A 25,266-nucleotide genomic window follows, 5' to 3' on the forward strand; every position below is an offset into this window, starting at 1 on the left:
CATAGACCAGGCGTTGTCCGCCAATGCAGCGGAGACTTGGCGCGGGCTAGGCAGCGCCTCTCGGCACGCGGCAGCATGCGTAAGCAAGACGAAAACTTACGAACCAACTTGGTTCACGTATTACCAAAACTGAACACTTACGCACATCTATTGTGCTGACGACGGGCCTTCGAGGTGCGTCCCACGAGTGCAGGCACGATAACCGCCCCCGCGCCGTTCCCTTGCAGTGCCTGTTGCACCGCTGATGAGCCAAATAGCACCGATTTGGCCCGCTTCTTGCATTCGCTGCGCGTCTTTTTGACACAAGCGGAAACAATCGATGGAAAGCCTCAACACCGGCACCGATACCCTATTTCTCCTGCTCGGGGCCGCTATGGTGCTCGCGATGCACGCGGGATTCGCATTCCTCGAACTGGGCACGGTTCGTAAGAAAAATCAGGTCAACGCACTCGTCAAGATTCTGGTGGACTTCTCCGTCTCGACGATCGCCTATTTTTTCATCGGTTATACGATCGCGTACGGCGTGCAGTTTTTCGGCAGCGCCGAATCGCTCGCGGTTCACAACGGCTATGCGCTGGTGCGCTTCTTTTTCCTGCTGACGTTCGCTGCCGCCATTCCGGCGATCGTCTCCGGCGGCATCGCCGAGCGCTCGAAATTTAATCCGCAACTCTTCGCGACTTTCGTTCTGGTCGGCTTCGTCTATCCATTCTTCGAGGGGATCGCCTGGAACGAGCGCTTCGGCGTGCAGCACTGGATCGGCCAGACGTTCGGCGCGCCGTTCCACGACTTCGCAGGCTCGGTCGTCGTTCATGCGTTTGGCGGCTGGGTCGCGCTGCCCGCGGTGTTGCTGCTCGGTGCGCGCCACGGCCGCTATCACCGCGATGGCGGTATTGCCGCGCATCCGCCATCGAATATTCCGTTTCTCGCGCTGGGCGCGTGGGTGCTCGCGGTCGGCTGGTTCGGCTTTAACGTGATGAGCGCGCAGACGATCGACAAGATCAGCGGCCTCGTCGCCGTGAATTCGTTGATGGCGATGGTCGGCGGCACGTTGACCGCCTGGCTCGCGGGACGCAACGACCCCGGCTTCACGTACAACGGGCCGCTCGCCGGACTAGTCGCCGTGTGCGCGGGCTCAGACCTGATGCATCCGCTCGGCGCGCTCGTCACGGGGGGCATCGCCGGCGCGCTGTTCGTCTATATGTTCACGTGCGTGCAAAACCGCTGGCGCATCGACGACGTGCTCGGCGTCTGGCCGCTGCACGGTCTATGCGGCGCGTGGGGCGGCATCGCAGCAGGCATTTTCGGATTGCGGGCGCTCGGCGGCCTGGGCGGCGTCTCGTTCGGCGCACAGGTGATCGGCACGCTGGGTGGCATCGTCGTGGCCTCGCTAGGCGGCACGCTCGTATACGGCGCGATCCGCCTGACGGTGGGCCTGCGCCTCGACCAGGAGGACGAGTACAACGGTGCCGACCTGTCGATCCACAAAATCTCAGCTACGCCGGAGCGCGAAAGTTTGGGCTGATGGCATGCGCCGGCCACACCGGGCCGGCTTATGCGACCTGTCCCCATGGAATAGCGAATGTTAGACTTGCGCGCTGCAGGCGGGATTCTCGAATGGCTTTGCCATGCACACGGCATGGCATGTCCGATCATCGCCTCCTTCTGAACGATGCCTGCTTTCCCGGAATAGAGCGAACGCGACATTGCGTCCCCGCTTCGCCCGGCTTGTAGACTCCCCGTTTCGCCTGGCACACTCATGTATTGGTCGATACTCGCGGTCGCCGTCGGCGGCGCACTCGGTTCGTTATTTCGCTGGTTTCTCGGCCTGCGTCTGAATGGACTCTTTCCGTCGTTGCCGCTCGGCACCTTCGCGGCAAACGTGGTCGCCGGCTACATCATTGGCGTGGCCGTCGCGGGCTTCGCGCGCGCGCCGCAAATTGCGCCCGAGTGGCGGCTTTTCGTGATCACCGGAATGATGGGTGGACTGTCCACCTTCTCGACCTTCTCGGCCGAAGTGGTGCAGCACCTGCAGGACGGCCGCCTCGGCTGGGCCGCCGGCGAAGTCGCGATGCATGTGGGCGCCTCGCTCGTCATGACGATTCTCGGCATCGCCACGGTTACGCTGCTGTCGCGTTAGGCAGCGCTCGGCCCAGCCCGCTAGCTTGTTTCTTTCGTCCCTTCATGGCACTGACTCTCCCGCTGCATCGCAGCTGACGCAACTCGCGGCGGGCACAGCGCTTGCGCCATTCAAAGCGCACCCTTTCCATAAGGAGGTGAAAGATGGGCTCAATCAACCCGCAAAGCGCCCCTGGCGGCGGAGCGAAAATTGTCGGCGGCGGAATCGGCGAAGGTCCGGGGCCTGACGTCATGGCTGCGGCCACGCTCGACGGCACGAAGGTGATGTCGTCGGATGGTGAGCATGTCGGCAAGATTTCCGACATCATGCTGGACGTCCGCAATGGACGCATCGCGTACGCGGTGCTATCGGAAGGCGGCTTCCTTGGCATGGGAGCGAATCTGCATGCCATTCCGTGGAGCGCGCTGACTCTCGATACCGATCAGAAGTGCTTTTTCGTCGACATCACGGCGCAACGCCTGAAGGACGACCCCGGCTTCGACCCTGACCACTGGCCGGCTATGGCCGATCAGACCTGGGGCGAATCGACCTACAGCTACTACAACCGGGAGCCGTACTGGTCGGCGACGCGCGACGTCGTCGAGAATGACCCCGCCGTCCGGCCGAGCGAGCACTGACCTGCTAGCGCTCAAGGCGTAGCAGACCTGTGAGTATCCATGTCACCGCGTTGTACAGCGGTGACATGGAGCACGTTCCACGGAACGCGCGTTATCGGGCAGCCAGCATCCCGATGATGAGCCCGCCGATTAACGCCATCGTCACCGCTTTCCACGGACTGTCGTGGACGAAATCGTCGGTCGATTCGGACACCACGCGGTATTTCGTTTTGACGACGTCCTGTGCATCGGCAAGCTTGTCCTTCAGTTCGGAAAGTTTCATCGCGCTGCGGGCACGCAGTTCATCGCTGCCGTTCGGCCTTGCTGCGAGGCTGTCATCGCGCGATGCATCGGCGGAACCCGAACTGGTGGATTGAATAGACTCGGCCATTTGAACCTCCCTGTCTCCGTTAAGTGGACAAGGTTCAGCAAACACCGTGCCTCGCGGAAATGCTCTTGACGCAGCGTTGTTCGAACCATCTGTACTCATTAGGATGACGATGATTCTTACCACCAATGCATTTTCAAAGGTACACCGGTGACCATGACAGCGGCTCGCGACGGCCTGAAGGAAGTCTGCACAGGCACGAGCGTTGCGCGCCCCATACGCCGGCCGCAGTGACCGGCGCGAACCAGGAGCGATAAATGAGCATTTTTTCGACGATCCTCAACAAGATCTTCCCGCATGATCATCCGGCCAACACCGGCTCGGGCGCGACCGCCGGACCGGCAGCCTCGGCGACGGCGGCACCGGGTAGCGCGACTGCGCCCGCTGGAACACCAGCGACGCCCTCCACTGCCGCCGCAGGGAATTCCCAGCCTCCCGTCACACCTATGCCGACAGTCGACGTCGAAGTGGTTCTAACCAGGATGCAGGAAAGCAGCGGCGAAAAATTGAACTGGCGAACGTCCATTGTCGATCTGATGAAGCTGCTTGGCCTCGACAGCAGTCTCACGGCCCGCAAGGAACTTGCATCCGAGTTGCACTACACCGGCAACACCGAGGATTCAGCCGCGATGAACATCTGGCTGCACAAGCAGGTGATGCTGAAGCTCGCTGAGAACGGTGGTAAGGTGCCCGACGATCTGAAGAACTGACCGCGCCGACGCGCTCGCACGCGGCTAGCCGGTCGCGGCAAGGCGCGCGGCTTACCCGTTCAAACCTCGTAAAGTGGAAGGGACCTGAGGGGCCAGCGCCTTGTCACCAGCGGGCTTGTAAGCGGCATGGAAAAATTTATAAGCGCGGAAAACAGTGCACGACATAGTGAGTGCCAAGCCATTGGCGATGGGCATACGCGTCACATGCCCATCCGTAACTTTCAACTCCTCGACGATGGTGCTTTAAGCATCTTGCACAGTTAGTCCCCGAACGGGTTACCGGTGTCTTTCACTTCAGTACTGAGATTGTATTCGGCACGCACGGCCTTGAGCACGCCCTCGATGTCGCGCTCGAAGCCGACCGCGTTGCCGAAATTGGTCATCTTCCAGTTGCAGCCTGTCTTGTCCGCCTCTTGCAACTGCGGTCGCGGCACGCGGATCTTTACGCCGTCTTCGACGATTTCCTGCTGCCGATGGATTCGCCGGTTGACCTCCTGCTGAAGCTGCGACGCATTGAGCATTTTGCGTATCATTCAAGTCTCCTTCGGATTGCCCGAGCCCGTTGTGTTGCCGCGCGTTGGGCATAAGCTTGCGCAAGAGGCCCCGACGCATTTTCATAGCCGTTATGCTGCGAGCCTATGCTCGTAGAACAGCCGGTCCCTGTCATCGAGAATGGCGTACATTGCGTCCAGATTCTTCGGGTCCGGGTTAAGCCATGCATCTATGTTTTCCGGCTTGATAGGAATGATGCATCGGTCGTGACCGGTCGCTGCGACTTCCGGTGGCGGCTCGTCCGTTATCGCCGCGAATGACAGCAGGTCCGGTTCGCCCGGTGCCGACCACCGCGACCACAGACAGGCGACATGCATCAGCTCCCCGTTGCCTGGACGAAACTCCAGCACGATATTTTCATCCCGCTCGTGAGTCTCCAGTAACGTGCCTTCGTACTTCGCCCGGTTGACGTTTTCATAGAAAACCTCGACAAGCAGGACCGCATGCGTGTACCCAAAGCATGGGGCCCAAAAACCTTCGAGACTATCCCGGCGCGCATTGTATGTTCCGGGATATTTCGTATCGTACGACGAAGGCTTTCCAGCAATGCGGCATTGATACCGCATGGGCTTCACGACCCGTTGCCCATTTTCCATAACCATCACAGGCGCGTAGTGACCGGGAAAGATGCGCGAGTCCCGCGGCTGCGATTCGGTTCGCCGCAGGTCTTCAAGTTTTCCCTTGGTCCATGCAATTTTGTCGGTGGCAATGCGCTGGCTTTCCGTTGCTGCTTTCGTGACTTTCGTCTGCAGCGTGCGCTCGGCGTCCGCAAGCCGCGTGCGCTGTTTGAAGAGGTCCTGCTCCAGCTTCGTCACCTGCGCCGATGTGAAGCGGGCGATAAGCGCATTGATTTCACGCGCTGCTTCATCCTGCGGTTCGGCAAAGGCGTCTTCCATGGCTTTGGGTATCTTCGCTTTGCTGATGCCCTCCGCGCGTTCAAAAAACAGACGCGCAAACTCGTGGATGTCCATGATTGCGCCAAACGTACGCACGAATTTTCGATAGTCCGCCAGGACTTGGGCCGAGTAGCACATGGTGCCTCCGTTTCATGTGGTCATGGTATGCGAGCCGGCCTCGAACTCGTTTTCAGTGCATCAATGAATCGCTTGACTTTGGCGTCGACGAATTGACCTGACGGGTAAACGCGAATTCATTGTGCTTGAGCATCCCGTTCGCCTTTCGCGGGTTTGAATCGCGTCGTCGCAACGTTGCACTGTTCGGGAGCAACGGCAGTCCATGTTGCCGAGTCAAGCATTGAACCAGGCTGCCCCAGACGCAACGCATGGGAGCCGTCGTCAAACGCGAGGCATTCTATCTCCATGCCATCGCCAATTGGTTCCGATGCGTTGCGACAGACACCCCGGAAGTGCTTGAACGGGAGACCGCCTTCTCGCAGCATGTCCAGTGCCGAGGGCTCTCCGTCGATTCCTTCCTCTGTTAATCGGTACCTGTTGAGTAAGGTCGTTGCAGCTTCGGCGTCGTGCATCTTCGCACCCCGTTGGATAGTCGTTGCAAAAGCCGCCGCAGGGGCGGTATTCCTGTCACCAATGCTAGCAATTTTTGTGCAACGCAGCACTGCTGTGTCCTCGATCAAAGGATGAACGGTGTTCGGCAGCACGTGGGTGGCATGCAGCGTCATTCCACGAGCCATGGAGCCGTGAGGAATGGTTTTTGCCCATGCTGGTGTATTGCGCAATTTGAGGAACCACCATGACCTTGGACGGCAGCAAATCCATACTCGACCGCGACGCGCTGGCGGAAGCGAGCTTCGCGACCTATGCCACCCCGTTGGTCAGCGAGGCCATCGAACAGGTATCAGCTCTGCGGGACGATGCGGACGCCGAGAAGCTTCACAAACTTCGCATCGCCCTGCGCCGGTTGCGTACTCTGCTCTGGGCATATCGGCCGATTCTCGACGAGAAATTCGACAACGAGCAGCGGGCCCTTTTCAAGTTCCTGGCCAACGCAGCGGGTAACACGCGCGACTGGGATATATTGATTAAGCTCGTTGAAAAAGACAGTGATCAGGCTCTTCTCGATGCGTTCAAAAGAAATCGAAACGAGACGGCCGAAAAGAGCGCCGAAATTTTGGCCAACACACATCTGGACAAGACGCTACGCAATGCAGTGAGTGAAGCGAACCGGGAGTTGAACACATCGCCAGTGAGAACACCGCTGAGAAAATTCGCGCGGAAGCGGGTAAAGACGGCGCAGCAACAATTACAAAAACGCATGCGTCACGCGTCGAGAGCCGGCAGCTCTGACTACAACTCATATCACGATGTGCGCAAAGCTGGAAAGAAGGTGCGATATCTCATCGAGTTCTTCGAGCCCTTACTGCAGAAAAAACAGCGCAACGGTCTGAAGGGACTCAAGCGGTTACAGAAGCATTTCGGTGCACTAAACGACGCCATTGCGAGTCGCGACCTTCTCGACGCGCATCGTTCTTCTTTGCCTGCAGGCGTCAATGCAACGTCAGCCCTTCGTGCCTTGAAGAAAGAACGAAAGCGCCAGATTAAAGCGGCGTCAAAACTGCTTTAGTTAACATGCGCGGGCTTGTCACCGCACCTCTTCGCAAGTAGGTGCGGTGTACCGTCGCCTGTTATTGACGCCACCGAGCGGTCGGCTAACAACGTGGCGTCATTCAAGCAACGGGGAAATCTTGTCCAGCGTCACAGAAGGGACAAAATCCTTGTCCTGGTAAACCTTCGCCAATTCCGCTTCTGGTATCACGCGAGCTCCTGATGGAAGTGACGTGTCAGCCTTGTTGAATGCTGCTTCCCAGATGGCCGCAAGGTATCGCGCCCCTGCACCCATTAGCTTCGCGGTATCGTCTCCAAAGACGTTCCAGAGACCATCGACCACCTTCGCGGAGCTGCCGCCACCAAGGCGGATATATTCGTCGATAAGCTTGCTGGGAGGGAGCATGTCTGCCGCCTGCGACATCAGCGTGACTGTGGCGAAAGCGGCGTCGCGTCCGTCGGAAATAGCGGGGATAGTGCCTTCGAAGCGTTTCGCTTGCGGAGAGATTTTGGGCAGCAACTCAGTCGAATGCCGGTCCACCATCTTGTCTTCGAACGTCGAATGGACTCCCTTGCCCGGCCACGCCTTGCTGGTTGCGCCCGGGGCATCACGGTATCCGTCGGCATGATAGGACCCGTGAAGCGGCTGGCACGCATCGCCAACATAGTGAGCCAATACCCCTGCTGCGCACAGGAATCGCGTATCGTCCCGGGCCTTCAACTGCCGAACCATCTCGTCAAAGATCTGCCACACGCGGAACGGTAAAAACCCCTCTGAGCGGCTGTCCGCCTGCCCTTCATCGGCATACCATTTCAACCACGAAGAAACACTCATCTTCTCGATACCGCTTAACGTGATGTCGCGCAACGTCTTGCCGTTGGCACCGGGCTTGTCGATATCGGCATAGTGGTTCGGATGTTCGGGCCCGGCGTTCTGCGCATAGTCCCGTCCGCCGGGCACGCGCCCCGGGGTTTTCTTCCACACCAGGTCGGGCACATCAGCTAGTTCAACGAATTCGCCGTTGGAGAGTTTCTCGTGAATCTGCTCCGGCGTCAGCTCATCAGGGCGAAAACTGATGCGCTCAATATTCGCCTTCATGAACTCCCGTAACGGACCGTTCGCTACTGATTCGATTGCAGCGGTCGCAATACTGTAGTGACCCGTTTGTCCCCAGTAAGGGTTAGCGCCCTCGTTATGGTCGCGGACCAGGTCGACGTCGAGCAGCTGACATGCAGTGCTGAGCCCGGTGGCCAGCGCGTAGTTCAGGCTCTTCTCGCCTTCGAGCAGCGACTGCCCGCCCCACTCCACCGCTAACGGATGCAGCTTGGGGTTTTCCTCGTCGCCTGACTTCAGATACCACACGGTGCCCGAATCTCCAGCCCCGGTTTGCGTCGAGCCCCGTGCCGGTGCGATGAGAAACTGCGAAACATAGTCGTAGCCCGCCAACGATTTGTGCCGGTAGAAAAGGGCCTTGATTGTCCCCTCAAGCAGTCCGGAAGCACTACCGAAGGCAGTCACAGGCTGGTCGACAAATTGAAGGCTCAAGCTCAATTCATTCAGGTCAGCGATCTCTTGGGGCGTTCCTTTGATGCCAAAGGGCTTGCTCGACCAATCGTTCACGTCGTGGACTTCGACGAGGCCAATGTCTAGCGTAAGGTAACGGCGGCTCCCGGGAAATTCCGGAAAGACCGAGGTGAACGGTTCGCGCGTCAGTTGGCGCTCAGAGGCGATGCCAATTTCGACGACTGCACCACGCAGTCGCGCTTTGACAGAACTTCCAGGCTCCCCGCACACGTGTCGATTCGTAAGCGCATACGTTGTATGGCCATCGGTGACGAGACATCCCACGCTCGCAGTTCGTTCGACACCCTGCGCCTGCGCAAGCAGCGGACATCCGCCGCCAATATATGTCGAGGGCCAGCGGGTATCGGCCGGGGCGCCTTTTGACGGCTCGGTCACCTGCACCGCGACGACACACACAGGAACTGCGCGGCCATCCGGCATATAAAGAGTACGTGGCACCATATGGTCCGGATCGACCTTGCCATATCCGAATTCCGTCGGATCTACCCAGTCGCGTACGAGCACGATGACTGCAGGCCACGAGTACGGACGCACTTCCGAGTTGCCAAACGTGCGAATGCCCTTAGCGAGAGGCGCACTGTCCCTCCCGGAAGCCGCATCGTCTCCGGGCCAGGGATCGTCCGTCCGGATCAGGTAAAGCCCCACGGCAGTGCCTACGACGTTCGCCTTGTTGGACAGATGCCAGTGGTAAAGCTCTCTGGCTTCAAGCAAGTCTTTCAGTGAGAGGCTCTGGAAATTCTGCTGCGTGGACAGTGGGCTCATCTCATCACCTTCGCGAATTCGACCAGGACCGGCCGGTTAGGGTGCGCGTCGCAGAAGAGAAACTGCTAGCTTCGCGCGCGTTCGCATTCAGGTTGGATGACCCATGTGACAACTTCGCGAAAGCGTCGTCGACGCGGTCGCGACGCGGGTGCCATCTCGAACCGCCAGATTTGCGCGGATGGACCGGCAATCAATGCGCAGCGTCATGCCGACGCAGGTTCGCGCGCTCGATGAATTCGAACACGGCCATGCCGCCGAGCATCGCGGCCACAAAAGCCCACGCCTTCGGGAAGCCAGCGCCAAGGGCGACCAGTGCGGGCCCCGGACAAAATCCTGCAAGCCCCCAGCCAACCCCGAACACCGCGCTTCCTAGTACAAGTCGCAACGTCACCTCGGTGGTGGCCGGAATCTGCATGGGTAGACCCAGCAGCGACTTCCTGCGACGCTTTGCAAACAGGAACGCGATAGAGCCGACGGCTACCGCCCCGGCCATCACGAATGCAAGTGAAGGGTCCCACCGCCCCGCGAGGTCGAGAAATCCCAGAACCTTCGCCGGATTGGCCATGCCAGAGACCATCAGGCCCACTCCAAACAGCAGGCCGGAAATTAAAGCAGCGAGCAAGCTCATCTCAGCCTCCCAGCAGATGTCTGGCCACGAATACGGTCAGAAAGCCGGTTGCCATGAATGTTGCCGTCGCGACCAGCGAACGGACGGAGCCCCGTGAGATGCCGCAGACACCGTGGCCGCTCGTGCAACCGCTCGCGTAACGCGTGCCGATGCCAACCAGAAACCCTGCGAAAAGTATCTCGGCCCACCCGGCCTGGATGTTAGGCGCTATCGGGTCGCCGAGCAGATTCGCCAGTAGAGGCGCGCCAATCAACCCTGCAAGAAAAGCGATACGCCATCCCGGCATCTTGTGTGAGCTGCTGAGCAGGCCGCCGAGAATGCCGCTGATGCCGGCAATACGCCCGTTGAAGAGAACCAGCATCGCAGCTGCGGCGCCAATCATCATGCCGCCCGTCAGGGACAGGCCCGGCGTAAAACTCGCCATATCAATCGACATGGTCTCTCCTCATCTTATGAATAGAATGAGTAATTTTTGAGGCGGTCATCATTCAGCCCATCGTTCAGCCGTTCTTCGACCCGGACACAGGCACGGTCAATTATGTGGTTTTCCAGTCCGGGCATCGGGAATGCGCGGTCATTGACCCGATTCGCGACTACGACTCAAGGCAGGTCGCGCTGCAACGACGGTCGTGAACCCGCATGTGCACGACGGCGTCACAGAAGGACAGTTCGTAAGCATGCGCGATGCAACGCCGGCGACGCCCGTGTTCATCCTGCCTTCTGTGCAGGTGAATCTCCGGGCCGGCGACTTGCCTCCTGCCGCGGAAAACGGCACCTGCTACCTGACGTTTCCCTTAAACGCACTTTGATTCAACGCTACGCTGGTCCGAGTACGTCGAGTCGGCAGGTTGGGACCGTTGCTGCACTCGTCAAAGCATACGACGGCGCAACGTTGTGCGAACCATAAGCTCATTGAAGCGTCACTGGTTCTTGTTTTTCGCTGAAGACAGTAGGACAGGCCGAACTCGCGCGTGCGCGGGCCTGGAAAAGGCAGTCACGGATAGGTGGATTTTGCCCGGACGTACGACGCGGCCATCCAATGCTGTCTCTTCGGAACCGTGTCTGGTGTTGGACCTGCCTCCGTTGAGTTACTCTCCTTGAGTGCCGACACTCCTGCAAAGGTCTCCGGCCTAAAAAGAGCTCCATCCTATTTATGGCTTTATATGTCAAGAAAGTCTTTGATTGAAGAAGATGCAGAGACATATCTAGCGAATGGCTTTAGCCGGCACACAATCTAAAATTCAGAGCGCCGCCGTTGAACGCATCGCCGTGCTGGCATCGGCACCTGGTCACTGCTGCCCTGCGGGCGAGACAACTTTAGCCTCGCAGTTGTCATTGTCGAATGACCCGCTAAAAAAATCGCAGTCGGAACTCACCTTCGATGCTCTCAGGACCAGGAGCCACCTGTACATCGCGCGATTTCACGCGCGATGTACGCGCCCAGACACTCCCTGAGGAGGCTGAAGGGTGATTCAGCCGGCACAGCCCAATTGGCAATTCTGTACCGCGGTCACCGCAAAAAAGCCTTGCCCATTTTCACGCTGGTTATGACGCGCTCAAGGAGTCACCGGAGACATGAACGCGCTCACCCACCTGGACCGGCGGCTGCGTTGAGTAATTGAAATTCCGGTAGCTGCCGTCCTGCATTCGGACCTGCACCTGGTAGCTCGTCGCCTTGCGCACAGCGTGCTCGATGCCATTGCCCGCGAGCCCGCCGCCGACGGCGCCGGCAATCGTGGTCAGAATTCGACCACGTCCCCCACCGACCTGATTTCCCAACAGCCCGCCAGCGACGGCCCCGCCTACGGCTCCGAGACCCGTTGTGGGTTCTGATTCCTGAACCGTATTCACGGCGACCACTTCGCCGGCGTTCGGGTCAACGGCGACTGGCCTCGGCGCGGATGTCACCGAGGATTGATATGCGTCGCTGTTCGCATACCTTGCACCCTGCTCGACCGGCGCCTTGGGGTGGTGATGGACGCGCGGCTGGGCGGGCGCTTCCTCCCGGGTCACGCGTTGCTCTGCGTTGGGTTGCGGTGAAGCAACCGGCGCGCTGGCGATTTGTGCCGCGACCGGCATAGCTTGCGTCGGCGGCGCCGTTACAGCGCGGGACGTCGGAAGAAGGCCCGTCATCGCCGCGATACCCGTAGCGCTGGCCAGGATAACGGCTACGGCGGCACCTGCAACCAGAGGATGGATGCGGTTGCGTTGCGGTGAACTGGAAGTCAGGTTGGTGCTCATGTCGCGCTCCGTTGAGTGTGTCAGCAAGAACGCCGCAGCCGACAGAACGGTGCACCGGGTCAGTGTGAGATTTGTAAGCAGTTGTAGTGCCGCCGGCGGGCAAAACGGAGAACTGGATTTATACCGTGCCCGGCAAGCCGTGGTTTGCCGCCTCCCGGCTGTATGGACCAGAGCCGTCGATTTGTTGGCATTGTCTCTTGGCCTATCGCGAATCTTTGAGAGCGACCGTGAGATGCTTTCGCATGGCATGATGATCTACGACGCGCTCTACGCGTACTGCCGCGACCGCCAGAGCGAAACTCATGGCTGGCCACCGGCCGCGTAGATCCGATGATGAGGGAGCGACATCATGGTCCTGCCGAGTACGTCGTCCACGGTGCGAGCCCTCGCTGTTGCGGTCCTCGCGATTGCCGTTCTTGCATCTGTCCCGGGTAGTGCGGCGAGCAAGGACGAAGCGTTCGAAGCCTCCAACCTGCCTCTGCAGAAGGTCGCGGACATTCCGCTTGGCGGGAAGACGACTCGCTTCGATTACGAAAGCTTCGACGCCATTAGACACTTGCTGTTTATCGCGCACCTGGGCGATAGCGAAGTCGTCGTCTTCGACACTGAGTTGTCTCGCGTAGCTGGACGCGTCGCCGACGTTAGTTCTGTCCACGGCGTGCTGGCCATTCCTGAGTTAGGACGCGTCTATGCATCGGCCACCGGACGCAATGAGGTCGACGTCATCGACACGGCGACGCCGCGGATAACTGCTCGCATCCCGACGGGCACATACCCCGACGGGATGGCCTATGCGCCAGACGCGCACAAGCTCTACGTTTCCGACCAAACCGGTGGCTCGGAGACAGTCATTGACGTGACTTCGAACCAACGGGTCGCAATCATCCCGCTTAACGGTGAGGCGGGCAATACGCAGTATGACCCGAGCTCAAAGCACATTTTCGTCAACGTCCAGACGCGCAATCAGCTGGTGGAAATCGACCCCGCCAGTGACAGGATCGTCGCGCGTATTGATGTGCCAGGCGCCAAGGGGAACCACGGGCTGCTAATAGACGCGGACCACAGACTCGCATTCATCGCGTGCGAGGGAAACGACCGGCTTGTCGTTCTCGATATGCGCACGATGCGTGTGTCGTCGTTGTTCGAGGTCGGAAAGGACCCGGACGTGCTGGCGTACGACGCCTCACTCCATCTTTTGTACGTCGCGGGTGAGGCGGGAGTTCTCTCGATGTTTCGGGTAGAAGCCGGCGCGATCTCGAAGCTGGGCGACACTCATGTCGGCCCAAATGCACACGTCGTCGCTGTAGACCAAAAGACACATCGTATCTACATTCCGCTCAGGAGCTTAGGCGGCCGCACGATGCTGCGCATTCTCGAACCCCAACGCCAGGATGCCGGTTGATGTCTTGTGTCGCTGTAAAGGCAAGCGACAGCACGCATGGCGCCCAATTATCCGCCCCACGCGGTGCTCGAGCCGTCCGGGATAATCGTGAACAATCTAACGCACGCGATTCAAGGGACGATGTGTGAAACGGTTCACTAACCTGAAAATCCCCGGCTGATATTTTCCCGCAGTACCATGGGCATGGGCAGCAATGAACGACTTGCGGGAGCCTCCGACCTTGTCAGTCGACAACAACAGTGAGCCGGATGTACCGATGCCGTCGCGCAACTTTGTGGTAACGCGACGCGTGCTTGTCATCGTTCTGGTTTTGTCGGTTGTTGTTCCGCTTGGCTGTCTCGCAGGCTACGGATACTTTGACTTCCAGCGGCGCGTCGCAGACGCGAGCGACATCGTGGACCGCCTGACCAGGGTTGCCCAGGAACACGCGCTAAAGGTTGTCGATATGAACAACGAAATCGGAACGCGCATCGTCGAGCTTCTCAATGATGACGATGACGCGGAAGTCCGCAAACACGAGGGTCGCATATATAGCAGGCTCAACACAATTGCAGCGGACTACCCCCAACTTGCTGCGATATCTGTGTTTGGCACAAACGGTGATCTGTTGGCAAGCAGCCGTTTCTTTCCTGCGCCGCGGCTTTCCATCGCCGGACGCGAAGATTTTCGAGCGGCACTTGCGTCCGCGCCGGCCCCCTATTTCTCCCGGCCTTTATCGGGCAAGGTTATGCAGTCGGACGTCTTTACGACAAACATGGCCCGGGTCGGCACCGACGGAGATTTTCTCGGCGTTGTCTCCATCGCGCTCAAGCGACAGTATTTCAGCGAATTCTACGCGGACCTGACTAACAACAACTCCGCATTGCTCGTTGGGCTTTACCGCCAGGACGGGACCATTCTGGCCAGACTTCCGGACGTGGGAGACCTGCGCAATCCGGCGCCGAATACCCCCTTTACCGCAGCGCTTGCGGACGCGGTGCAAGTTGGCCGGGTCGATATGATTTCTACCGTTGACGGTGTCGAGAGAATCCTGACGTTTCGGCGCGTGGGACGGTATCCACTTTATGTTGCCAGCGGCTACGCCACGGCAGCAATACATGACCAATGGAGCAAACATCTGGCCATCGTGGCTATGTTCACGCTCGCACCGTGCGTTGGACTCTGGGCACTGATTGTTTTCTCGCTTCGTCAACTGCGAGCTGAGGAAGCGGCATGGAATCACTGGAAAAACGAGTGGACACGGCGTGCTTCTGCCGAAGCTTCGAGCCGTCAGTTGCGGCGCATGGGGGCGCTAGGAAATCTTGTCGCGCGCGTGGCTCACGACTTCAACAACCTGCTGATGGTCGTGGCGGCAAATATGGAACTGGCGACCCGAAAAAACTATACGAATGTAAAAAAAGAGGTCACCGCGGTGAAGCGAGCCACAGTGGGGGCGGAAGAACTTGCCCGCAGACTGATGAGCGTCGCCCGCAAACAGCCTCTGAAGCATGAAGTCGTCGACTTGCCCGCATGGCTCGGGAGCGCCACCAGCATCATAGGCACAGCGCTGACAGAAAGAATCGAGTTCACTTTGGACGTAGCGCCGGACACCTGGCTAGTTAAGATAGACGTAACCGAACTGGAGTCAGCGATTCTCAACATCGCCGTCAACGCCAGAGATGCCATGCCCGATGGAGGCGTCTTTTCCATCCGATGCAGCAACGTCCGGGGCGCGCAATTCAAGAATGGACTGCCCCCAGGAGAGTACGTGTTGTTGGCGCTTTCCGATACCGGACAGGGGATGCCTCCATCGGTGAAGGAGCATGCGTTTGAGCCGCTTTTTACCACCAAAGCACTTGGCGCCGGCACCGGTCTCGGGCTTGCACAGGTACTAGCCACATGCGAGCAGTCCGGTGGAACAGCGATGATAGAGAGCGAGCCAGGTAAAGGAACGACTCTCAAACTTTTCTTGCCTCGCTATCAAGGGGCGGAAAGTCTGGTAGAAGTGGCTTTGCCCGAACCCATTGCTGCGGCGCCTACGCCGCAGCATGTGTTCGTCGTAGAAGACAACCTGGAGGTGGCCGCCGGAATCTGCGCCGTCCTGGAGGTGCTCGGATGCACGGTACGACACGTCATGAGGGCCGACGAAGCGCTTGAGGTGCTCGTCAGCGGCGCCGCATTTGACTTCATACTTTCGGACGTGCATCTGCCCGGAAAGATGAGCGGTATCGACTTTGCCGAACATGTCCGGAGCAGGTGGCCGAAGCAGAAGTTTGCGTTGATGACCGGCTACGCTGATGAACTTGAGCGCGCAAAGCTGGGCGGGGTGATTGTCCTGGCAAAGCCGTTCAATATCGACGAACTGAGCCTGCTACTGACCAACAGCAGTACAGTCGCCCGCGTATAGCAAGCGAGAATTCGGCGCAATCCGCGCCCCGCCCTGGCGCATGTCCGGGCCGCGAATTGAGCACGCTGCGTCAGCGTCAGGATGCCAGCTTCGCCGCCAGTTCCGCGACGTGCTTGCCCTGGTAACGGGCAATGTCCAGTTCGTTCGCGCTCGGTTGGCGGCTGCCGTCGGCACCTGCAAGCGTCGTCGCACCGTAAGGTGTGCCGCCGGTGATTTCGTCCATCTTCGTGAGACCCGCACACGCGTACGGAACGCCGACGATGACCATCCCGTGATGAAGAAGCGTCGAGTGGAACGACGAGATTGTGGTTTCCTGGCCTCCGTGCTGCGTGCCGGTCGACGCGAAAACACTACCGATCTTGCCGATGAGTGCGCCCTTCATCCACAGGCCGCCGGTCTGGTCGAGAAAATTGCGCATTTGCCCGGCCATATTACCGAAGCGCGTCGGGGTCCCGAAGATGATTGCGTCATAGTCAGCGAGTTCGTCGATGGTAGCCACGGGCGCGGCCTGGTCCAGCTTGATGCCAGCTGCCATTGCCTGCTCGGCGGGAATCGTTTCGGGTACACGCTTGAGCGTCACGCTCGCACCGGCGAACGACATCGCACCTTCAGCGATAGCATTCGCCATCGTCTCAATGTGACCGTAGGACGAGTAATACAAGACCAGAATTTTAGGCATTGAAGTTCTCCAGGTTTGCATGGCGACCCTGAGGGTCGGTTGAGACGGTTGTCAGGCGAGGGGCATACAATTCGCGCCGCCGAAAGTCCAGGACGTTGGATCCCCTCTTCGCTCGGTAAGGCGTACTGAGCTTGCCAATTTGAGCCAACGTAGTGTTGTCATCAAGGTCAACGCTCGAAGTGGACTCGGTACGTACGACGATTTCCATGCCCCGCGCGGTTAGGTTCCTGAGGGTGCGTGTGGACGACATCGCGTACTGCTCGCGAAGGTTACGCGAACACCATCTGTAGTCAATGGCATATCGCGTTACTGTCTGTCACGTTTTAGTTGACGCGGTGCTTGTGGGAAGCAGTACAAAGATCTCTCCTGGCTGGGCGAGTGGCTCAACGATTTCATCCGGATCCTGCGCCTGTCGGAACATGTTGTCACGCCGAACGTGACCCCTTGCATGTCTACGAGGGATTCCCCCAAGGAAGCGGATTTCACCGTATTCCCTTCGGGGCGACATTCGCGCCGCTCTTCTCAGTGGGCGCCTGGCGCCTGTCGCCATCGATTATTTGCGTTTCGCAAATGGCGTGTTCGCTCGTTGTTCCATACCCGAAAAGAGAGCTTGCTCCTATTGTCGTGACGTCGGCGAATTGAAATTCACCGCCTCGGTCGGTGGTCGACCATCCTTGCGATTGACGTCGCACACACAAGACATCTGAGCTGGCTACGCGCAAATGCCCCCGGGGCGCGCCGATGACCAGCGTCCACGGAGACAGACATGAAATCAGCCGGATGGGATACATCCTACGAATGGAAAGCAGTGACGCTGCTGGCGCTTGGCTTTGGGCTGGTTGGCCTGGACCGCTGGCTAATTGCACCGCTGTTTCCGTCGATCATGAAGGACCTCAACCTCAATGCGCAGGACGTGGGCAATTGCATCGGCGTCCTCGGCCTGTCCTGGGGTGTTTTCGCTGCACTGATGGGCGGCATCTCGGACAAAGTCGGCCGCAGGAAGGTCCTCATACCTGCCATCATCGCTTTCTCGCTGCTCTCCGGGTTTTCGGGGCTCGCGGGCGGTCTCTTTGGTCTGATAGCCATCCGCGGCCTGATGGGCGTCGCAGAGGGCTCCTTCTGTCCCACGAGCTTCGCGGCCACGGCCGATGCGTCGCATCCGCGGCGTCGGGGCTTGAACCTCGGACTCCAGCAAAGCGGCTTCGCGCTGTTCGGATTGGCGTTGTCGCCCATTATCGCCACACAGCTGCTCAGTTTCGTGACGTGGCGATGGGTGTTTGCCCTTGTGGCCATACCTGGTCTGGTTCTCGGGGCGATTATGTTCTTCGTTATCCGTGAACCGAAGGTGACGAGGCGAGCGGGACCGTCGGAACATGCGCCGGCGAATCTCGGGCATGTACTCAAGAATCGGAATATCGTGGTCGCAATGGGCGCACTGTGCTGTGCGATGACCGGTGTGTTCGTTCTCGGCGCGCTGCTGCCGCTTTACCTCACTGGATACCTGTCGCTCGATACACAGAAGATGGGCCTCGTCGTGTCGGCCATCGGCTTTGGTGGCTTTCTGGGGCAGTTCGGGTTGCCCGGTCTCTCAGACCTGGTCGGTCGTCGGCTTGCAAGCATCGTTGGCTTCGCGGGCACTGCAGTCATGCTCTATATCTTCCGCGGCCTCGGCCCCCAGCCTCTAGTGCTATTCGCAGTACTGTTCGTTGCTTCGTTCTTCACGCTCGGCCTGGTCTCACTGCTGTCCGGCCCGGTGGCGACCGAGGCCGCGCCAATCGGCCTTGTCTCGACGTCCATTGGTGCGGTCGTCGGGGTGGGCGAAATTTTCGGAGGAGGCATCGCCCCTGCCATGGGCGGGTACGTCGCAGCGCACTTTGGTATCCAGAACATTCTTTGGCTGCCGATGGTTGCAGTTGCCCTTGGCATTCTGGTCAGCATGTTTCTGAAGGAAACCGCACCGGCCGTCCTGCAGCGTCACTCGGACGTGCGGCCGGAGGTGGCCGCAGCAGAGCAACCGCGGTAATTGCCTCGGGTTTGCCGGGACGGGCGAGCAGCGAGGTCAGCACTTGAAAGACAAGCGATGCAACTCTTCACGCAAGTGCCGCTACCTCAGAAGTAACCGTCTCCAGTACCGGAGCAATGTGGACAGCCCATCGGCAGCACTCCCGCACAAGCGGCATGCGGGCTTGAAATCAACGTGAAAATACCTGACGTCTTTTGCAAACGCAGCGAGCCTTCTTGTACATATAATTTTACGTTTTCGCTGACGAGAAGGCGCGGTATGGACCGGTTCCTGAGCATCGAGGCATTCGTAAGAGTCGCGGAGGCGAGCAGCTTCGCGGAAGCCGCCAGGCAGTTAGGTGTGACAAGTTCGGTGGTGACGAACCGCATTCAGCAATTGGAGAAGTTTGTGAATGCGCCGCTCTTCCATCGAAGCACGCGTCATGTGCGGTTGTCTGAAGTTGGCGAGGCCTTCTATCGCGAGTGCGCCGAGGTGGTTGGCCGTGTCAACGAGTTGACTGACCAGATGCGCGAACTTCGCGCGACGCCGACCGGACGACTACGTATCCAGATGCTTCCCGGTTTCGCGCTCGGTCACTTTGGTGCTCCGTTGGTTGAATTCAATCGACGATACCCGGGCATCCAGCTCGACATTATTGTCAACGACCGGGTCGTAGACCCTGTCGAAGAGGGATTCGACATCGCATTCCAGATTTTCCCGCCGATTTCGGAATCACTCATCGAGCGGCGGCTATTCACGGTGCGGCGCCTCTTTTGCGCTTCGCCCGCCTACCTTGCGGAGCATGGTGCCCCGCAACATCCGCGCGAATTATTGCAGCACACAACAGCACTCTATTCGGGCTACCCCTCACGCAACCGCTGGACGATGACACACGGCGAAGAGGTGGTCGAAATGGAGTTGCCAGGCATGATTCGCTCAAATTCGGTGCACTTGCTGCGGGAATATGCGCTTGCAGGTGGGGGCCTTGTTTGTCTGCCAACTCTTGTTGCAAGCGATGCGCTTGTTGCCGGTACGTTGCTGCCCGTCTTGAGCGAATATCAACTGGCGCCCCTTAGCTTCGCAGCGGTCTACCCCGAGACGCAGCGACAGGCCTTGAAGGTCAGGGCGTTGGTCGAATTTTTGGTCGAACACATTGGAAGCGAGCCCGCATGGGACGCACCCCTGCTGGAGCGTGGCTGGGTGCGGTGAATCGCTTGATTATTCGGGAAACGCAAACGCCGTAATCGCCGTACCGTAGCTTGTTGCTGCCGCCCCTTGCCCCTAAAGTTGAACGTAACAAACGGTTCAACACAGGAGACAGCAATGACCGACACGGCATACCACACCGTCTTTGGCTCACTCGACAGCTACAAGAAGGGTGAGATTGAAATCACTAGCGGCAGCGCTCATCACTACGCCTTCTCGAACGTCTTCGACGTGGGATCCAGATCGGCCCCTTACGTTAAGGTGGTCGCCGGCAAGAATCTCGAATATGTCATTGAAGTGATGCGTACCGAAGGCCAGTCGCCATGGTTCGCCTGCGCACACGACGAGTTCACCATTCAGATGGATGGCGAAGTCCAGATCGAATTCATCAAGCTCGATGTCCCGCCAAAGTCAGGCCGAGGGACCGTGAATGCTGGTGCGCAGCCCGCTGGCCGCAAGATGGGGCACGTTGTCCTGCGCAAGGGGCATCAAGCGCTGCTTCCCGCCGGCTGTGCATACCGCTTCACTGCCGCGGAACCCGGCGTCGCACTGGTGCAGACGATTCTAGGTGAGTTGTCCGTAGAAAAGTGGGCAGACATCTGTCTCCATTGACCCTTGCGACAGCCGCTATTCGAATATCACAGGAGACAAGTTATGGCCACCCTCGAAAACTTCGACAATCCCGCAGGCTTTGCTGCCGATACGGTACGCTCCAGCGAACCCAGTCCCGTCACCGGTTACCGCAGCTTCCAGCTCGGTGAATTCAACTTCCAGCGTGACGAGTACTTCGTGAAAATCAGCTGGCCGGCGAAAGGACAGACTCGCACGCACGCTGTGCCGGCGGACGCATTCCTTCGGGCGATGATGCGTGATGTGGCGTGGGGCTTTTTTTATGGCTGGGTCAATTTCGACCACGTTTTCGGCACTCGCAACCATTACGGCAAGGTGGACGTTTACGCGGGCACCTTCAACGGTATTCTGAAAGAAGCCGGGGTTGACTACACCGAGACCTTTGAGACGCCGACCATCATGGCAACCTTCAAAGCTATGCTGCACGACTGGACGAACGAAGGGTTCGACCCATTCGCGGCCCCAGACGAAACCGGCACGGCATTCGGGCGTAAGCACGGCGACAACGGTTCGGCAATCGAACGCACACGCATCGCGACGCGCCGGATGCCCGGCCTTGAAGGTGACTCGCCGCTGCGCGACGAACTACCCGTCAACCGAGCCTTCCTGGACGTCGCCCAGGACGAGCCGGAAGTTCACGTCGAGCCGGGCTTCGAAGGCGAATTGCACGCCTTCAACCTCTTCAAATATCTTTCTCGCTCTGACGTGACGTGGAATCCCTCAGTCACGTCGGTTTGCGGCCCCAGCCTGTTTTGCCCGACCACCGAAGAGTTCATTCTGCCGGTGTTTCATGGCAATGACCGCGTCGAATGGTTTCTGCAGTTGTCCGATGAAATCGTATGGGACATCGGCGACAAGAACACCGGTGCGCCCCGTGCGCGAATCACAATGCGTGCGGGTGATATATGCGCGATGCCCGCCGACATCCGGCATCAAGGCTATTCGACGAAGCGCTCAATGCTGCTGGTCTGGGAGAACGCGACGCCGAACCTTCCCCAGCGATACGAGAGTGGCGAGCTTGCTCCCTACCCTATCGAATTCTAAGCGGCAGGCCAGCAATATATCCAGGACGATTCATGCAAAACCAACTTTTCATCGACGGGCGCTTCGTTGACGCCCTTGACGGCGAAACCATTGACGTGCTCAATCCGCACGACGGCTCGCTTATCACCAGAATTGCTGCGGCTACTGCGGCGGATGTGGACCTGGCCGTCGAAGCGGCAACCCGCGCGTTTCCAAAATGGTCGGCCATGCCGGCAGCCGAGCGCGGCCGTCTGTTGCTGCGCCTTGCCGACGCTATCGAGGCGAATGCAGAGGAGTTGGCGCAGCTCGAATCGCTGGACACCGGCCACCCGATTCGCGATTCGCGCTCGCTGGACGTGCCGCGCACGGCGGCCTGCTTTCGCTACTTTGGCGGCATGGCCGACAAGCTTCAGGGCTCCGTGATTCCCGTCGAAACGGGCTTTCTTAACTATGTGCAGCGTGCCCCCATCGGCGTCGTGGGCCAGATTGTTCCCTGGAACTTTCCGCTCATGTTCACGAGCTGGAAGATGGGCCCCGCACTTGCCGCAGGCAACACAGTGGTACTGAAGCCGTCGGAAATCACGCCGCTCTCGACTCTGCGTATCGTTGAACTCATGGCCGAGGTCGGCTTCCCCGCGGGCGTCGTGAATATCGTCCCGGGCTATGGACACACGGCCGGTCAGCGGCTCGCCGAACACCCCGGCGTTGGCAAGATTGCGTTCACGGGTTCGACGGCGACGGGCCGACGAATTGTCGAAGCGTCGCAAGGCAACCTGAAGCGTGTTCAACTGGAGCTGGGCGGCAAGGGCGCCAACATCGTATTCGAAGATGCCAGCCTCGATGCTGCCATCAACGGCGCAGCCTGGGCCATCTTTCACAACCAGGGACAAGCCTGTATCGCGGGCTCGCGTCTCGTCCTGCACGAACGCATCGCGGATGAGTTTCTCGAGCGATTCGTATCGCTGGCATCGTCGGTCCGTGTCGGCAATCCGCTCGATGACAATACAGAGATGGGGCCGCTGACGTCGAAACAACACCTGGACCGCGTGCTCTCGTTCGTCGACGTGGCTCGGGCGCAAGGTGGCCGTGTTCTTGGCGGCGGAAGCGCTCCCCAGGACCCGACGCTCGCCAATGGCTACTATGTCCGCCCCACGATCATCGAGGCAAAGAGCGTGTCCGACCGCGTCGCTCAGGAAGAAGTGTTCGGCCCATTCGTCACGGTGTTGCGCTTCGGTAGCGATGAGGAAGCGCTGTCCATCGCAAACTCAACAGAATATGGCTTGGGCAGCGGCCTCTGGACGAACGACCTGTCCCGCGCCCACAAGATGGCGTCGCAAATCAATGCTGGCATGTGCTGGATTAACTGCTACAAGCGCGTCAATCCCGGCAGCCCATTCGGCGGCGTAGGCAAGTCTGGTTACGGTCGCGAGATGGGGTTCGAGGCGATGCATGACTACACGGAAGCACGGTCGGTATGGGTCAACGTCGACGGTAAAGTGCCGCCGCACTTCAAACGCTGAGGTCTTCATGGAGCGCTTTGTCTACCAGGGTACCCCTTCCCGGGTGGTTTTTGAATGGGGCGCGCTCGACAAGCTGCCGGATGAGCTGACAAGGCTCGGTGCGCGCCGCGCGCTGATTCTATCGACACCTGAGCAGCGCCCTCTCGCTGACAGGGTAAAGGAAGTGTTGGGCGAGCGCGCGGCGGGTGTCTATCCGCATGCGGTCATGCATGTCCCGGTCGAAGTGGCACGCGCGGCGCGCGAGACGGCCAGCGAGCTGGGCGCTGACTGCTGCATTGCGATTGGTGGTGGCTCGACCATCGGGTTGGGCAAGGCAATCGCACTCGAGTCCTCGTTGCCTATCCTCGCCGTGCCGACGACTTACGCGGGCTCCGAGATGACACCGATTTTCGGCCTCACGGAAGGTCGGCTGAAGCGCACTGGACGCGACGCACGGGTACTGCCCCGTACGGTGCTTTATGACCCGTCCTTGACGTTGTCCCTGCCGTCGGGCATCTCGGCGGCATCTGGCATCAACGCGATGGCGCACGCCGTCGAAGCGCTCTATGCGGAAGACGCGAATCCGGTCATCAGCTTGATGGCGGAGGAAGCCATTCGTGCGCTCGGCGAGGCACTCCCCGTTGTGGTCCGCGCTCCGCAAGACCGCTTGATGCGCAGCCGGGCGTTATACGGTGCCTGGCTTGCTGGGACGTGCCTCGGCGCAGTCGGGATGGCATTGCACCACAAGCTCTGTCACACCCTCGGCGGCACCTTCAACCTGCCGCACGCCCAAACCCACGCTGCAATGTTGCCTCATACCGCGCATTACAACCATGCCGCCGCGCCTGAGGCGCTACGCCGCGTCGCGCGGGCGCTGGGCGGGATCGAAGCGGACGAAGCAGGTCCGCTGCTGTTCAAGCTGAACGCGCAGCTCGGCATCTCGCCAGCGCTCTCGGACATCGGGATGCCGCAGGACGGCCTCGATGAAGCTACTGAAATCGCTTGCAAGAACCCATATGCAAATCCGCGTCCGATAGAACGAGCGGCGATTCGCGAGCTGCTTCAGGACGCGTGGCAAGGGCGCGCCCCGCACTGAGTTACCACGAACGAGAACGGAGACAGACGTGAACCACAAAGAACACCAGGATAGCGGCGCCATGCTGACGGAGCAGGTCGTCGCCAGTTTCGAGAACACTTCGAATCCGCGCTTGCGGGCCTTGATGCAGAGCCTGGTGCGGCACCTCCACGCATTTGTGCGCGAGACGGAACCGACCGAGGCCGAGTGGATGGCGGCTATTCGATTTCTGACCGAGACGGGAAAGATGTGCGACGACGTCGTTCGCCAGGAGTTCATCCTTCTGTCCGACACGCTCGGCGTGTCGATGCTGGTCGACGCAATCAATCATCGATACGCGACGGGGGCGACCGAAACGACCGTGTTCGGGCCGTTCTACATGGAGGGAATGCCGGAGCGTGCTTTCGGCGAGAATATGGCACACACACCTGGCGAACCAGTCGTCGTGCGGGGTCGCGTGCTTACCATCGACGGCGCCCCGATAACCGACGCCGTGCTCGACGTGTGGCAGACGGCGCAGAACGGCATGTATTCCGGGCAAGACACGCAACAGCCTCACGGTAACCTGCGCGGCCGTTACCGGACCGACGCGGAAGGCCGCTACGCAATCACCACGATATTGCCGGTCAGCTATCCCATCCCAACTGATGGGCCTGTGGGAAAGATGCTCGACGCCACGGGGCGCCACCCCTGGCGTCCCGCGCATCTGCACTTCATGATCGAGGCGCCCGGCTACCGCACCCTTGTGACCCATCTTTTCGACGAGAGCGACCCGTATCTGAAGTCTGACGCAGTCTTCGGCGTTAAGTCATCGCTCATGGTCGAATATCGTCAGCGGGATGCGCATGACCAACTCGCGCGTCAGTTCAAATTGAGCGGTCCATACCGCGAAGCGACGTATGACTTTACCCTCGACAGGGGCTAATTGAAATGGCTCGATTCTTCGCGGTCTTCGCTACTGACCAGCCTGGTATGCGCGATGTGCGCGACCGTGTGCGTCCAAGCCATCGGACTTACCTGAGGTCGGCCGCGCAGCACGGTGTTTATGTGCGACTCGGCGGCCCGACGCTAGAACCGCTGTGCGACGCAATGAACGGAACGCTCCTGGTCGTCGAGGCAGACGATATCAATGCCGTCATGCAATTCGTAGGGAACGACCCATATATGAAGGAAGGCCTTTTTTCACGGGTGGAAGTGCGACCGTGGGACTGGAGCTTGGGAAACCCCGAGCGAAGAGTGTGAG

General features: G+C 59.5%; 24 protein-coding genes. 15 read left to right on the forward strand and 9 right to left on the reverse strand.

Annotation, left to right across the window (positions count from 1 at the left end; all coding sequences use genetic code 11):
• Positions 1–319 precede the first annotated feature (319 nt).
• The 3 genes from JMY24_RS08485 to JMY24_RS08495 all read left to right on the forward strand — a co-directional run bounded on the left by JMY24_RS08485 (position 320) and on the right by JMY24_RS08495 (position 2,754).
• Positions 320–1,522, forward strand: coding sequence for an ammonium transporter (locus JMY24_RS08485; protein ID WP_201701831.1), 1,203 nt, complete (start codon positions 320–322; stop codon positions 1,520–1,522).
• Positions 1,523–1,756: 234 nt separating this feature from the next.
• Entirely contained in the window at positions 1,757–2,137 is a 381-nt protein-coding gene (gene crcB, locus JMY24_RS08490) for a fluoride efflux transporter CrcB (protein WP_128594852.1), read from the forward strand.
• 143 nt (positions 2,138–2,280) lie between these two features.
• The gene (locus JMY24_RS08495; protein WP_128594851.1) at positions 2,281–2,754 is read left to right on the forward strand and encodes a PRC-barrel domain-containing protein; all 474 of its coding nucleotides are present in this window, start codon (positions 2,281–2,283) and stop codon (positions 2,752–2,754) included.
• A 91-nt stretch (positions 2,755–2,845) separates the two neighbouring features.
• On the opposite strand, the gene JMY24_RS08500 is transcribed toward JMY24_RS08495, so the two are convergent.
• On the reverse strand, positions 2,846–3,124 hold the full coding sequence (locus JMY24_RS08500; RefSeq protein ID WP_128585578.1) for an ElaB/YgaM/YqjD family protein: 279 nt from the start codon (positions 3,122–3,124) through the stop codon (positions 2,846–2,848).
• Between the two features lie 254 nt (positions 3,125–3,378).
• On the opposite strand from JMY24_RS08500, the gene JMY24_RS08505 reads away from it, so the two are divergent.
• Positions 3,379–3,831: a DUF3597 domain-containing protein gene (locus JMY24_RS08505; RefSeq protein ID WP_128594850.1), complete on the forward strand. Its 453-nt coding sequence runs from the start codon at positions 3,379–3,381 to the stop codon at positions 3,829–3,831.
• Between the two features lie 260 nt (positions 3,832–4,091).
• Here the strand turns inward: JMY24_RS08505 and JMY24_RS08510 are convergent, their stop codons facing one another.
• From JMY24_RS08510 to JMY24_RS08520, 3 genes are all read right to left on the reverse strand, one after another.
• Positions 4,092–4,364, reverse strand: coding sequence for a hypothetical protein (locus JMY24_RS08510; protein WP_128594849.1), 273 nt, complete (start codon positions 4,362–4,364; stop codon positions 4,092–4,094).
• A 90-nt stretch (positions 4,365–4,454) separates the two neighbouring features.
• Positions 4,455–5,417, reverse strand: coding sequence for an SOS response-associated peptidase family protein (locus JMY24_RS08515; RefSeq protein ID WP_128585564.1), 963 nt, complete (start codon positions 5,415–5,417; stop codon positions 4,455–4,457).
• 116 nt (positions 5,418–5,533) lie between these two features.
• A complete protein-coding gene (locus tag JMY24_RS08520) occupies positions 5,534–6,022 on the reverse strand; it encodes a hypothetical protein (RefSeq protein ID WP_128585565.1) in 489 nt (162 codons plus the stop codon).
• Between the two features lie 71 nt (positions 6,023–6,093).
• Between JMY24_RS08520 and JMY24_RS08525 the strand changes: the two genes are divergently transcribed.
• Positions 6,094–6,924, forward strand: coding sequence for a CHAD domain-containing protein (locus JMY24_RS08525; protein ID WP_128585566.1), 831 nt, complete (start codon positions 6,094–6,096; stop codon positions 6,922–6,924).
• A 99-nt stretch (positions 6,925–7,023) separates the two neighbouring features.
• On the opposite strand, the gene JMY24_RS08530 is transcribed toward JMY24_RS08525, so the two are convergent.
• The 4 genes from JMY24_RS08530 to JMY24_RS08545 all read right to left on the reverse strand — a co-directional run bounded on the left by JMY24_RS08530 (position 7,024) and on the right by JMY24_RS08545 (position 12,121).
• Positions 7,024–9,252 carry a Nal1-like putative serine protease gene (locus tag JMY24_RS08530; protein ID WP_128594848.1) on the reverse strand — a complete coding sequence of 743 codons (2,229 nt, stop codon included), beginning with the start codon at positions 9,250–9,252 and terminating at the stop codon, positions 7,024–7,026.
• 190 nt (positions 9,253–9,442) lie between these two features.
• Positions 9,443–9,880 (reverse strand): YeeE/YedE family protein, encoded by a 438-nt coding sequence (locus JMY24_RS08535; RefSeq protein WP_128594847.1) that lies wholly within the window; start codon positions 9,878–9,880, stop codon positions 9,443–9,445.
• A 1-nt stretch (position 9,881) separates the two neighbouring features.
• Entirely contained in the window at positions 9,882–10,316 is a 435-nt protein-coding gene (locus JMY24_RS08540) for a YeeE/YedE family protein (protein ID WP_128594846.1), read from the reverse strand.
• 1,109 nt (positions 10,317–11,425) lie between these two features.
• Complete coding sequence (locus tag JMY24_RS08545) at positions 11,426–12,121, reverse strand: glycine zipper 2TM domain-containing protein (protein WP_128594845.1); 696 nt, start codon at positions 12,119–12,121, stop codon at positions 11,426–11,428.
• A 349-nt stretch (positions 12,122–12,470) separates the two neighbouring features.
• On the opposite strand from JMY24_RS08545, the gene JMY24_RS08550 reads away from it, so the two are divergent.
• Together JMY24_RS08550 and JMY24_RS08555 are read left to right on the forward strand one after the other, a co-directional pair.
• The gene (locus JMY24_RS08550) at positions 12,471–13,523 is read left to right on the forward strand and encodes a YncE family protein (RefSeq protein WP_128594844.1); all 1,053 of its coding nucleotides are present in this window, start codon (positions 12,471–12,473) and stop codon (positions 13,521–13,523) included.
• Between the two features lie 256 nt (positions 13,524–13,779).
• Positions 13,780–15,909: a hybrid sensor histidine kinase/response regulator gene (locus JMY24_RS08555; protein ID WP_201701944.1), complete on the forward strand. Its 2,130-nt coding sequence runs from the start codon at positions 13,780–13,782 to the stop codon at positions 15,907–15,909.
• A 76-nt stretch (positions 15,910–15,985) separates the two neighbouring features.
• Here JMY24_RS08555 and wrbA read toward each other — a convergent pair whose 3' ends face one another.
• Positions 15,986–16,588, reverse strand: a complete 603-nt coding sequence (wrbA, locus tag JMY24_RS08560) for an NAD(P)H:quinone oxidoreductase (RefSeq protein ID WP_128594842.1) — start codon at positions 16,586–16,588, stop codon at positions 15,986–15,988.
• A gap of 766 nt (positions 16,589–17,354) precedes the next feature.
• On the opposite strand from wrbA, the gene JMY24_RS08565 reads away from it, so the two are divergent.
• The 8 genes from JMY24_RS08565 to JMY24_RS08600 all read left to right on the forward strand — a co-directional run bounded on the left by JMY24_RS08565 (position 17,355) and on the right by JMY24_RS08600 (position 25,265).
• Positions 17,355–18,611 (forward strand): MFS transporter, encoded by a 1,257-nt coding sequence (locus JMY24_RS08565; RefSeq protein WP_128594841.1) that lies wholly within the window; start codon positions 17,355–17,357, stop codon positions 18,609–18,611.
• Between the two features lie 258 nt (positions 18,612–18,869).
• On the forward strand, positions 18,870–19,799 hold the full coding sequence (locus JMY24_RS08570) for a LysR family transcriptional regulator (protein WP_128585571.1): 930 nt from the start codon (positions 18,870–18,872) through the stop codon (positions 19,797–19,799).
• Between the two features lie 114 nt (positions 19,800–19,913).
• Complete coding sequence (locus tag JMY24_RS08575) at positions 19,914–20,408, forward strand: cupin domain-containing protein (RefSeq protein ID WP_128594840.1); 495 nt, start codon at positions 19,914–19,916, stop codon at positions 20,406–20,408.
• A 42-nt stretch (positions 20,409–20,450) separates the two neighbouring features.
• On the forward strand, positions 20,451–21,470 hold the full coding sequence (locus JMY24_RS08580) for a hydroxyquinol 1,2-dioxygenase (RefSeq protein WP_128585573.1): 1,020 nt from the start codon (positions 20,451–20,453) through the stop codon (positions 21,468–21,470).
• A 32-nt stretch (positions 21,471–21,502) separates the two neighbouring features.
• Positions 21,503–22,969, forward strand: a complete 1,467-nt coding sequence (locus JMY24_RS08585; RefSeq protein ID WP_128594839.1) for an aldehyde dehydrogenase family protein — start codon at positions 21,503–21,505, stop codon at positions 22,967–22,969.
• 7 nt (positions 22,970–22,976) lie between these two features.
• Entirely contained in the window at positions 22,977–24,044 is a 1,068-nt protein-coding gene (locus JMY24_RS08590; RefSeq protein ID WP_128594838.1) for a maleylacetate reductase, read from the forward strand.
• 61 nt (positions 24,045–24,105) lie between these two features.
• Positions 24,106–24,948 (forward strand): intradiol ring-cleavage dioxygenase, encoded by an 843-nt coding sequence (locus JMY24_RS08595; protein WP_128585579.1) that lies wholly within the window; start codon positions 24,106–24,108, stop codon positions 24,946–24,948.
• A gap of 5 nt (positions 24,949–24,953) precedes the next feature.
• On the forward strand, positions 24,954–25,265 hold the full coding sequence (locus JMY24_RS08600) for a YciI family protein (RefSeq protein WP_128585575.1): 312 nt from the start codon (positions 24,954–24,956) through the stop codon (positions 25,263–25,265).
• The last annotated feature ends 1 nt before the right edge of the window (position 25,266 follow it).

Origin of the sequence: Paraburkholderia kirstenboschensis (genome assembly GCF_904848585.1) — a bacterium.
GTDB lineage: Bacteria > Pseudomonadota > Gammaproteobacteria > Burkholderiales > Burkholderiaceae > Paraburkholderia > Paraburkholderia kirstenboschensis.

What these genes read in the sequence shown, in the direction of transcription:
- JMY24_RS08485 (WP_201701831.1), top strand. Translation starts at nt 320, where the DNA reads ATGGAAAGCCTCAACACCGGCACCGATACCCTATTTCTCCTGCTCGGG.
- crcB (WP_128594852.1), top strand. Translation starts at nt 1,757, where the DNA reads ATGTATTGGTCGATACTCGCGGTCGCCGTCGGCGGCGCACTCGGTTCG.
- JMY24_RS08495 (WP_128594851.1), top strand. Translation starts at nt 2,281, where the DNA reads ATGGGCTCAATCAACCCGCAAAGCGCCCCTGGCGGCGGAGCGAAAATT.
- JMY24_RS08500 (WP_128585578.1), bottom strand. Translation starts at nt 3,124, where the DNA reads ATGGCCGAGTCTATTCAATCCACCAGTTCGGGTTCCGCCGATGCATCG.
- JMY24_RS08505 (WP_128594850.1), top strand. Translation starts at nt 3,379, where the DNA reads ATGAGCATTTTTTCGACGATCCTCAACAAGATCTTCCCGCATGATCAT.
- JMY24_RS08510 (WP_128594849.1), bottom strand. Translation starts at nt 4,364, where the DNA reads ATGATACGCAAAATGCTCAATGCGTCGCAGCTTCAGCAGGAGGTCAAC.
- JMY24_RS08515 (WP_128585564.1), bottom strand. Translation starts at nt 5,417, where the DNA reads ATGTGCTACTCGGCCCAAGTCCTGGCGGACTATCGAAAATTCGTGCGT.
- JMY24_RS08520 (WP_128585565.1), bottom strand. Translation starts at nt 6,022, where the DNA reads ATGACGCTGCATGCCACCCACGTGCTGCCGAACACCGTTCATCCTTTG.
- JMY24_RS08525 (WP_128585566.1), top strand. Translation starts at nt 6,094, where the DNA reads ATGACCTTGGACGGCAGCAAATCCATACTCGACCGCGACGCGCTGGCG.
- JMY24_RS08530 (WP_128594848.1), bottom strand. Translation starts at nt 9,252, where the DNA reads ATGAGCCCACTGTCCACGCAGCAGAATTTCCAGAGCCTCTCACTGAAA.
- JMY24_RS08535 (WP_128594847.1), bottom strand. Translation starts at nt 9,880, where the DNA reads ATGAGCTTGCTCGCTGCTTTAATTTCCGGCCTGCTGTTTGGAGTGGGC.
- JMY24_RS08540 (WP_128594846.1), bottom strand. Translation starts at nt 10,316, where the DNA reads ATGTCGATTGATATGGCGAGTTTTACGCCGGGCCTGTCCCTGACGGGC.
- JMY24_RS08545 (WP_128594845.1), bottom strand. Translation starts at nt 12,121, where the DNA reads ATGAGCACCAACCTGACTTCCAGTTCACCGCAACGCAACCGCATCCAT.
- JMY24_RS08550 (WP_128594844.1), top strand. Translation starts at nt 12,471, where the DNA reads ATGGTCCTGCCGAGTACGTCGTCCACGGTGCGAGCCCTCGCTGTTGCG.
- JMY24_RS08555 (WP_201701944.1), top strand. Translation starts at nt 13,780, where the DNA reads ATGCCGTCGCGCAACTTTGTGGTAACGCGACGCGTGCTTGTCATCGTT.
- wrbA (WP_128594842.1), bottom strand. Translation starts at nt 16,588, where the DNA reads ATGCCTAAAATTCTGGTCTTGTATTACTCGTCCTACGGTCACATTGAG.
- JMY24_RS08565 (WP_128594841.1), top strand. Translation starts at nt 17,355, where the DNA reads ATGAAATCAGCCGGATGGGATACATCCTACGAATGGAAAGCAGTGACG.
- JMY24_RS08570 (WP_128585571.1), top strand. Translation starts at nt 18,870, where the DNA reads ATGGACCGGTTCCTGAGCATCGAGGCATTCGTAAGAGTCGCGGAGGCG.
- JMY24_RS08575 (WP_128594840.1), top strand. Translation starts at nt 19,914, where the DNA reads ATGACCGACACGGCATACCACACCGTCTTTGGCTCACTCGACAGCTAC.
- JMY24_RS08580 (WP_128585573.1), top strand. Translation starts at nt 20,451, where the DNA reads ATGGCCACCCTCGAAAACTTCGACAATCCCGCAGGCTTTGCTGCCGAT.
- JMY24_RS08585 (WP_128594839.1), top strand. Translation starts at nt 21,503, where the DNA reads ATGCAAAACCAACTTTTCATCGACGGGCGCTTCGTTGACGCCCTTGAC.
- JMY24_RS08590 (WP_128594838.1), top strand. Translation starts at nt 22,977, where the DNA reads ATGGAGCGCTTTGTCTACCAGGGTACCCCTTCCCGGGTGGTTTTTGAA.
- JMY24_RS08595 (WP_128585579.1), top strand. Translation starts at nt 24,106, where the DNA reads ATGCTGACGGAGCAGGTCGTCGCCAGTTTCGAGAACACTTCGAATCCG.
- JMY24_RS08600 (WP_128585575.1), top strand. Translation starts at nt 24,954, where the DNA reads ATGGCTCGATTCTTCGCGGTCTTCGCTACTGACCAGCCTGGTATGCGC.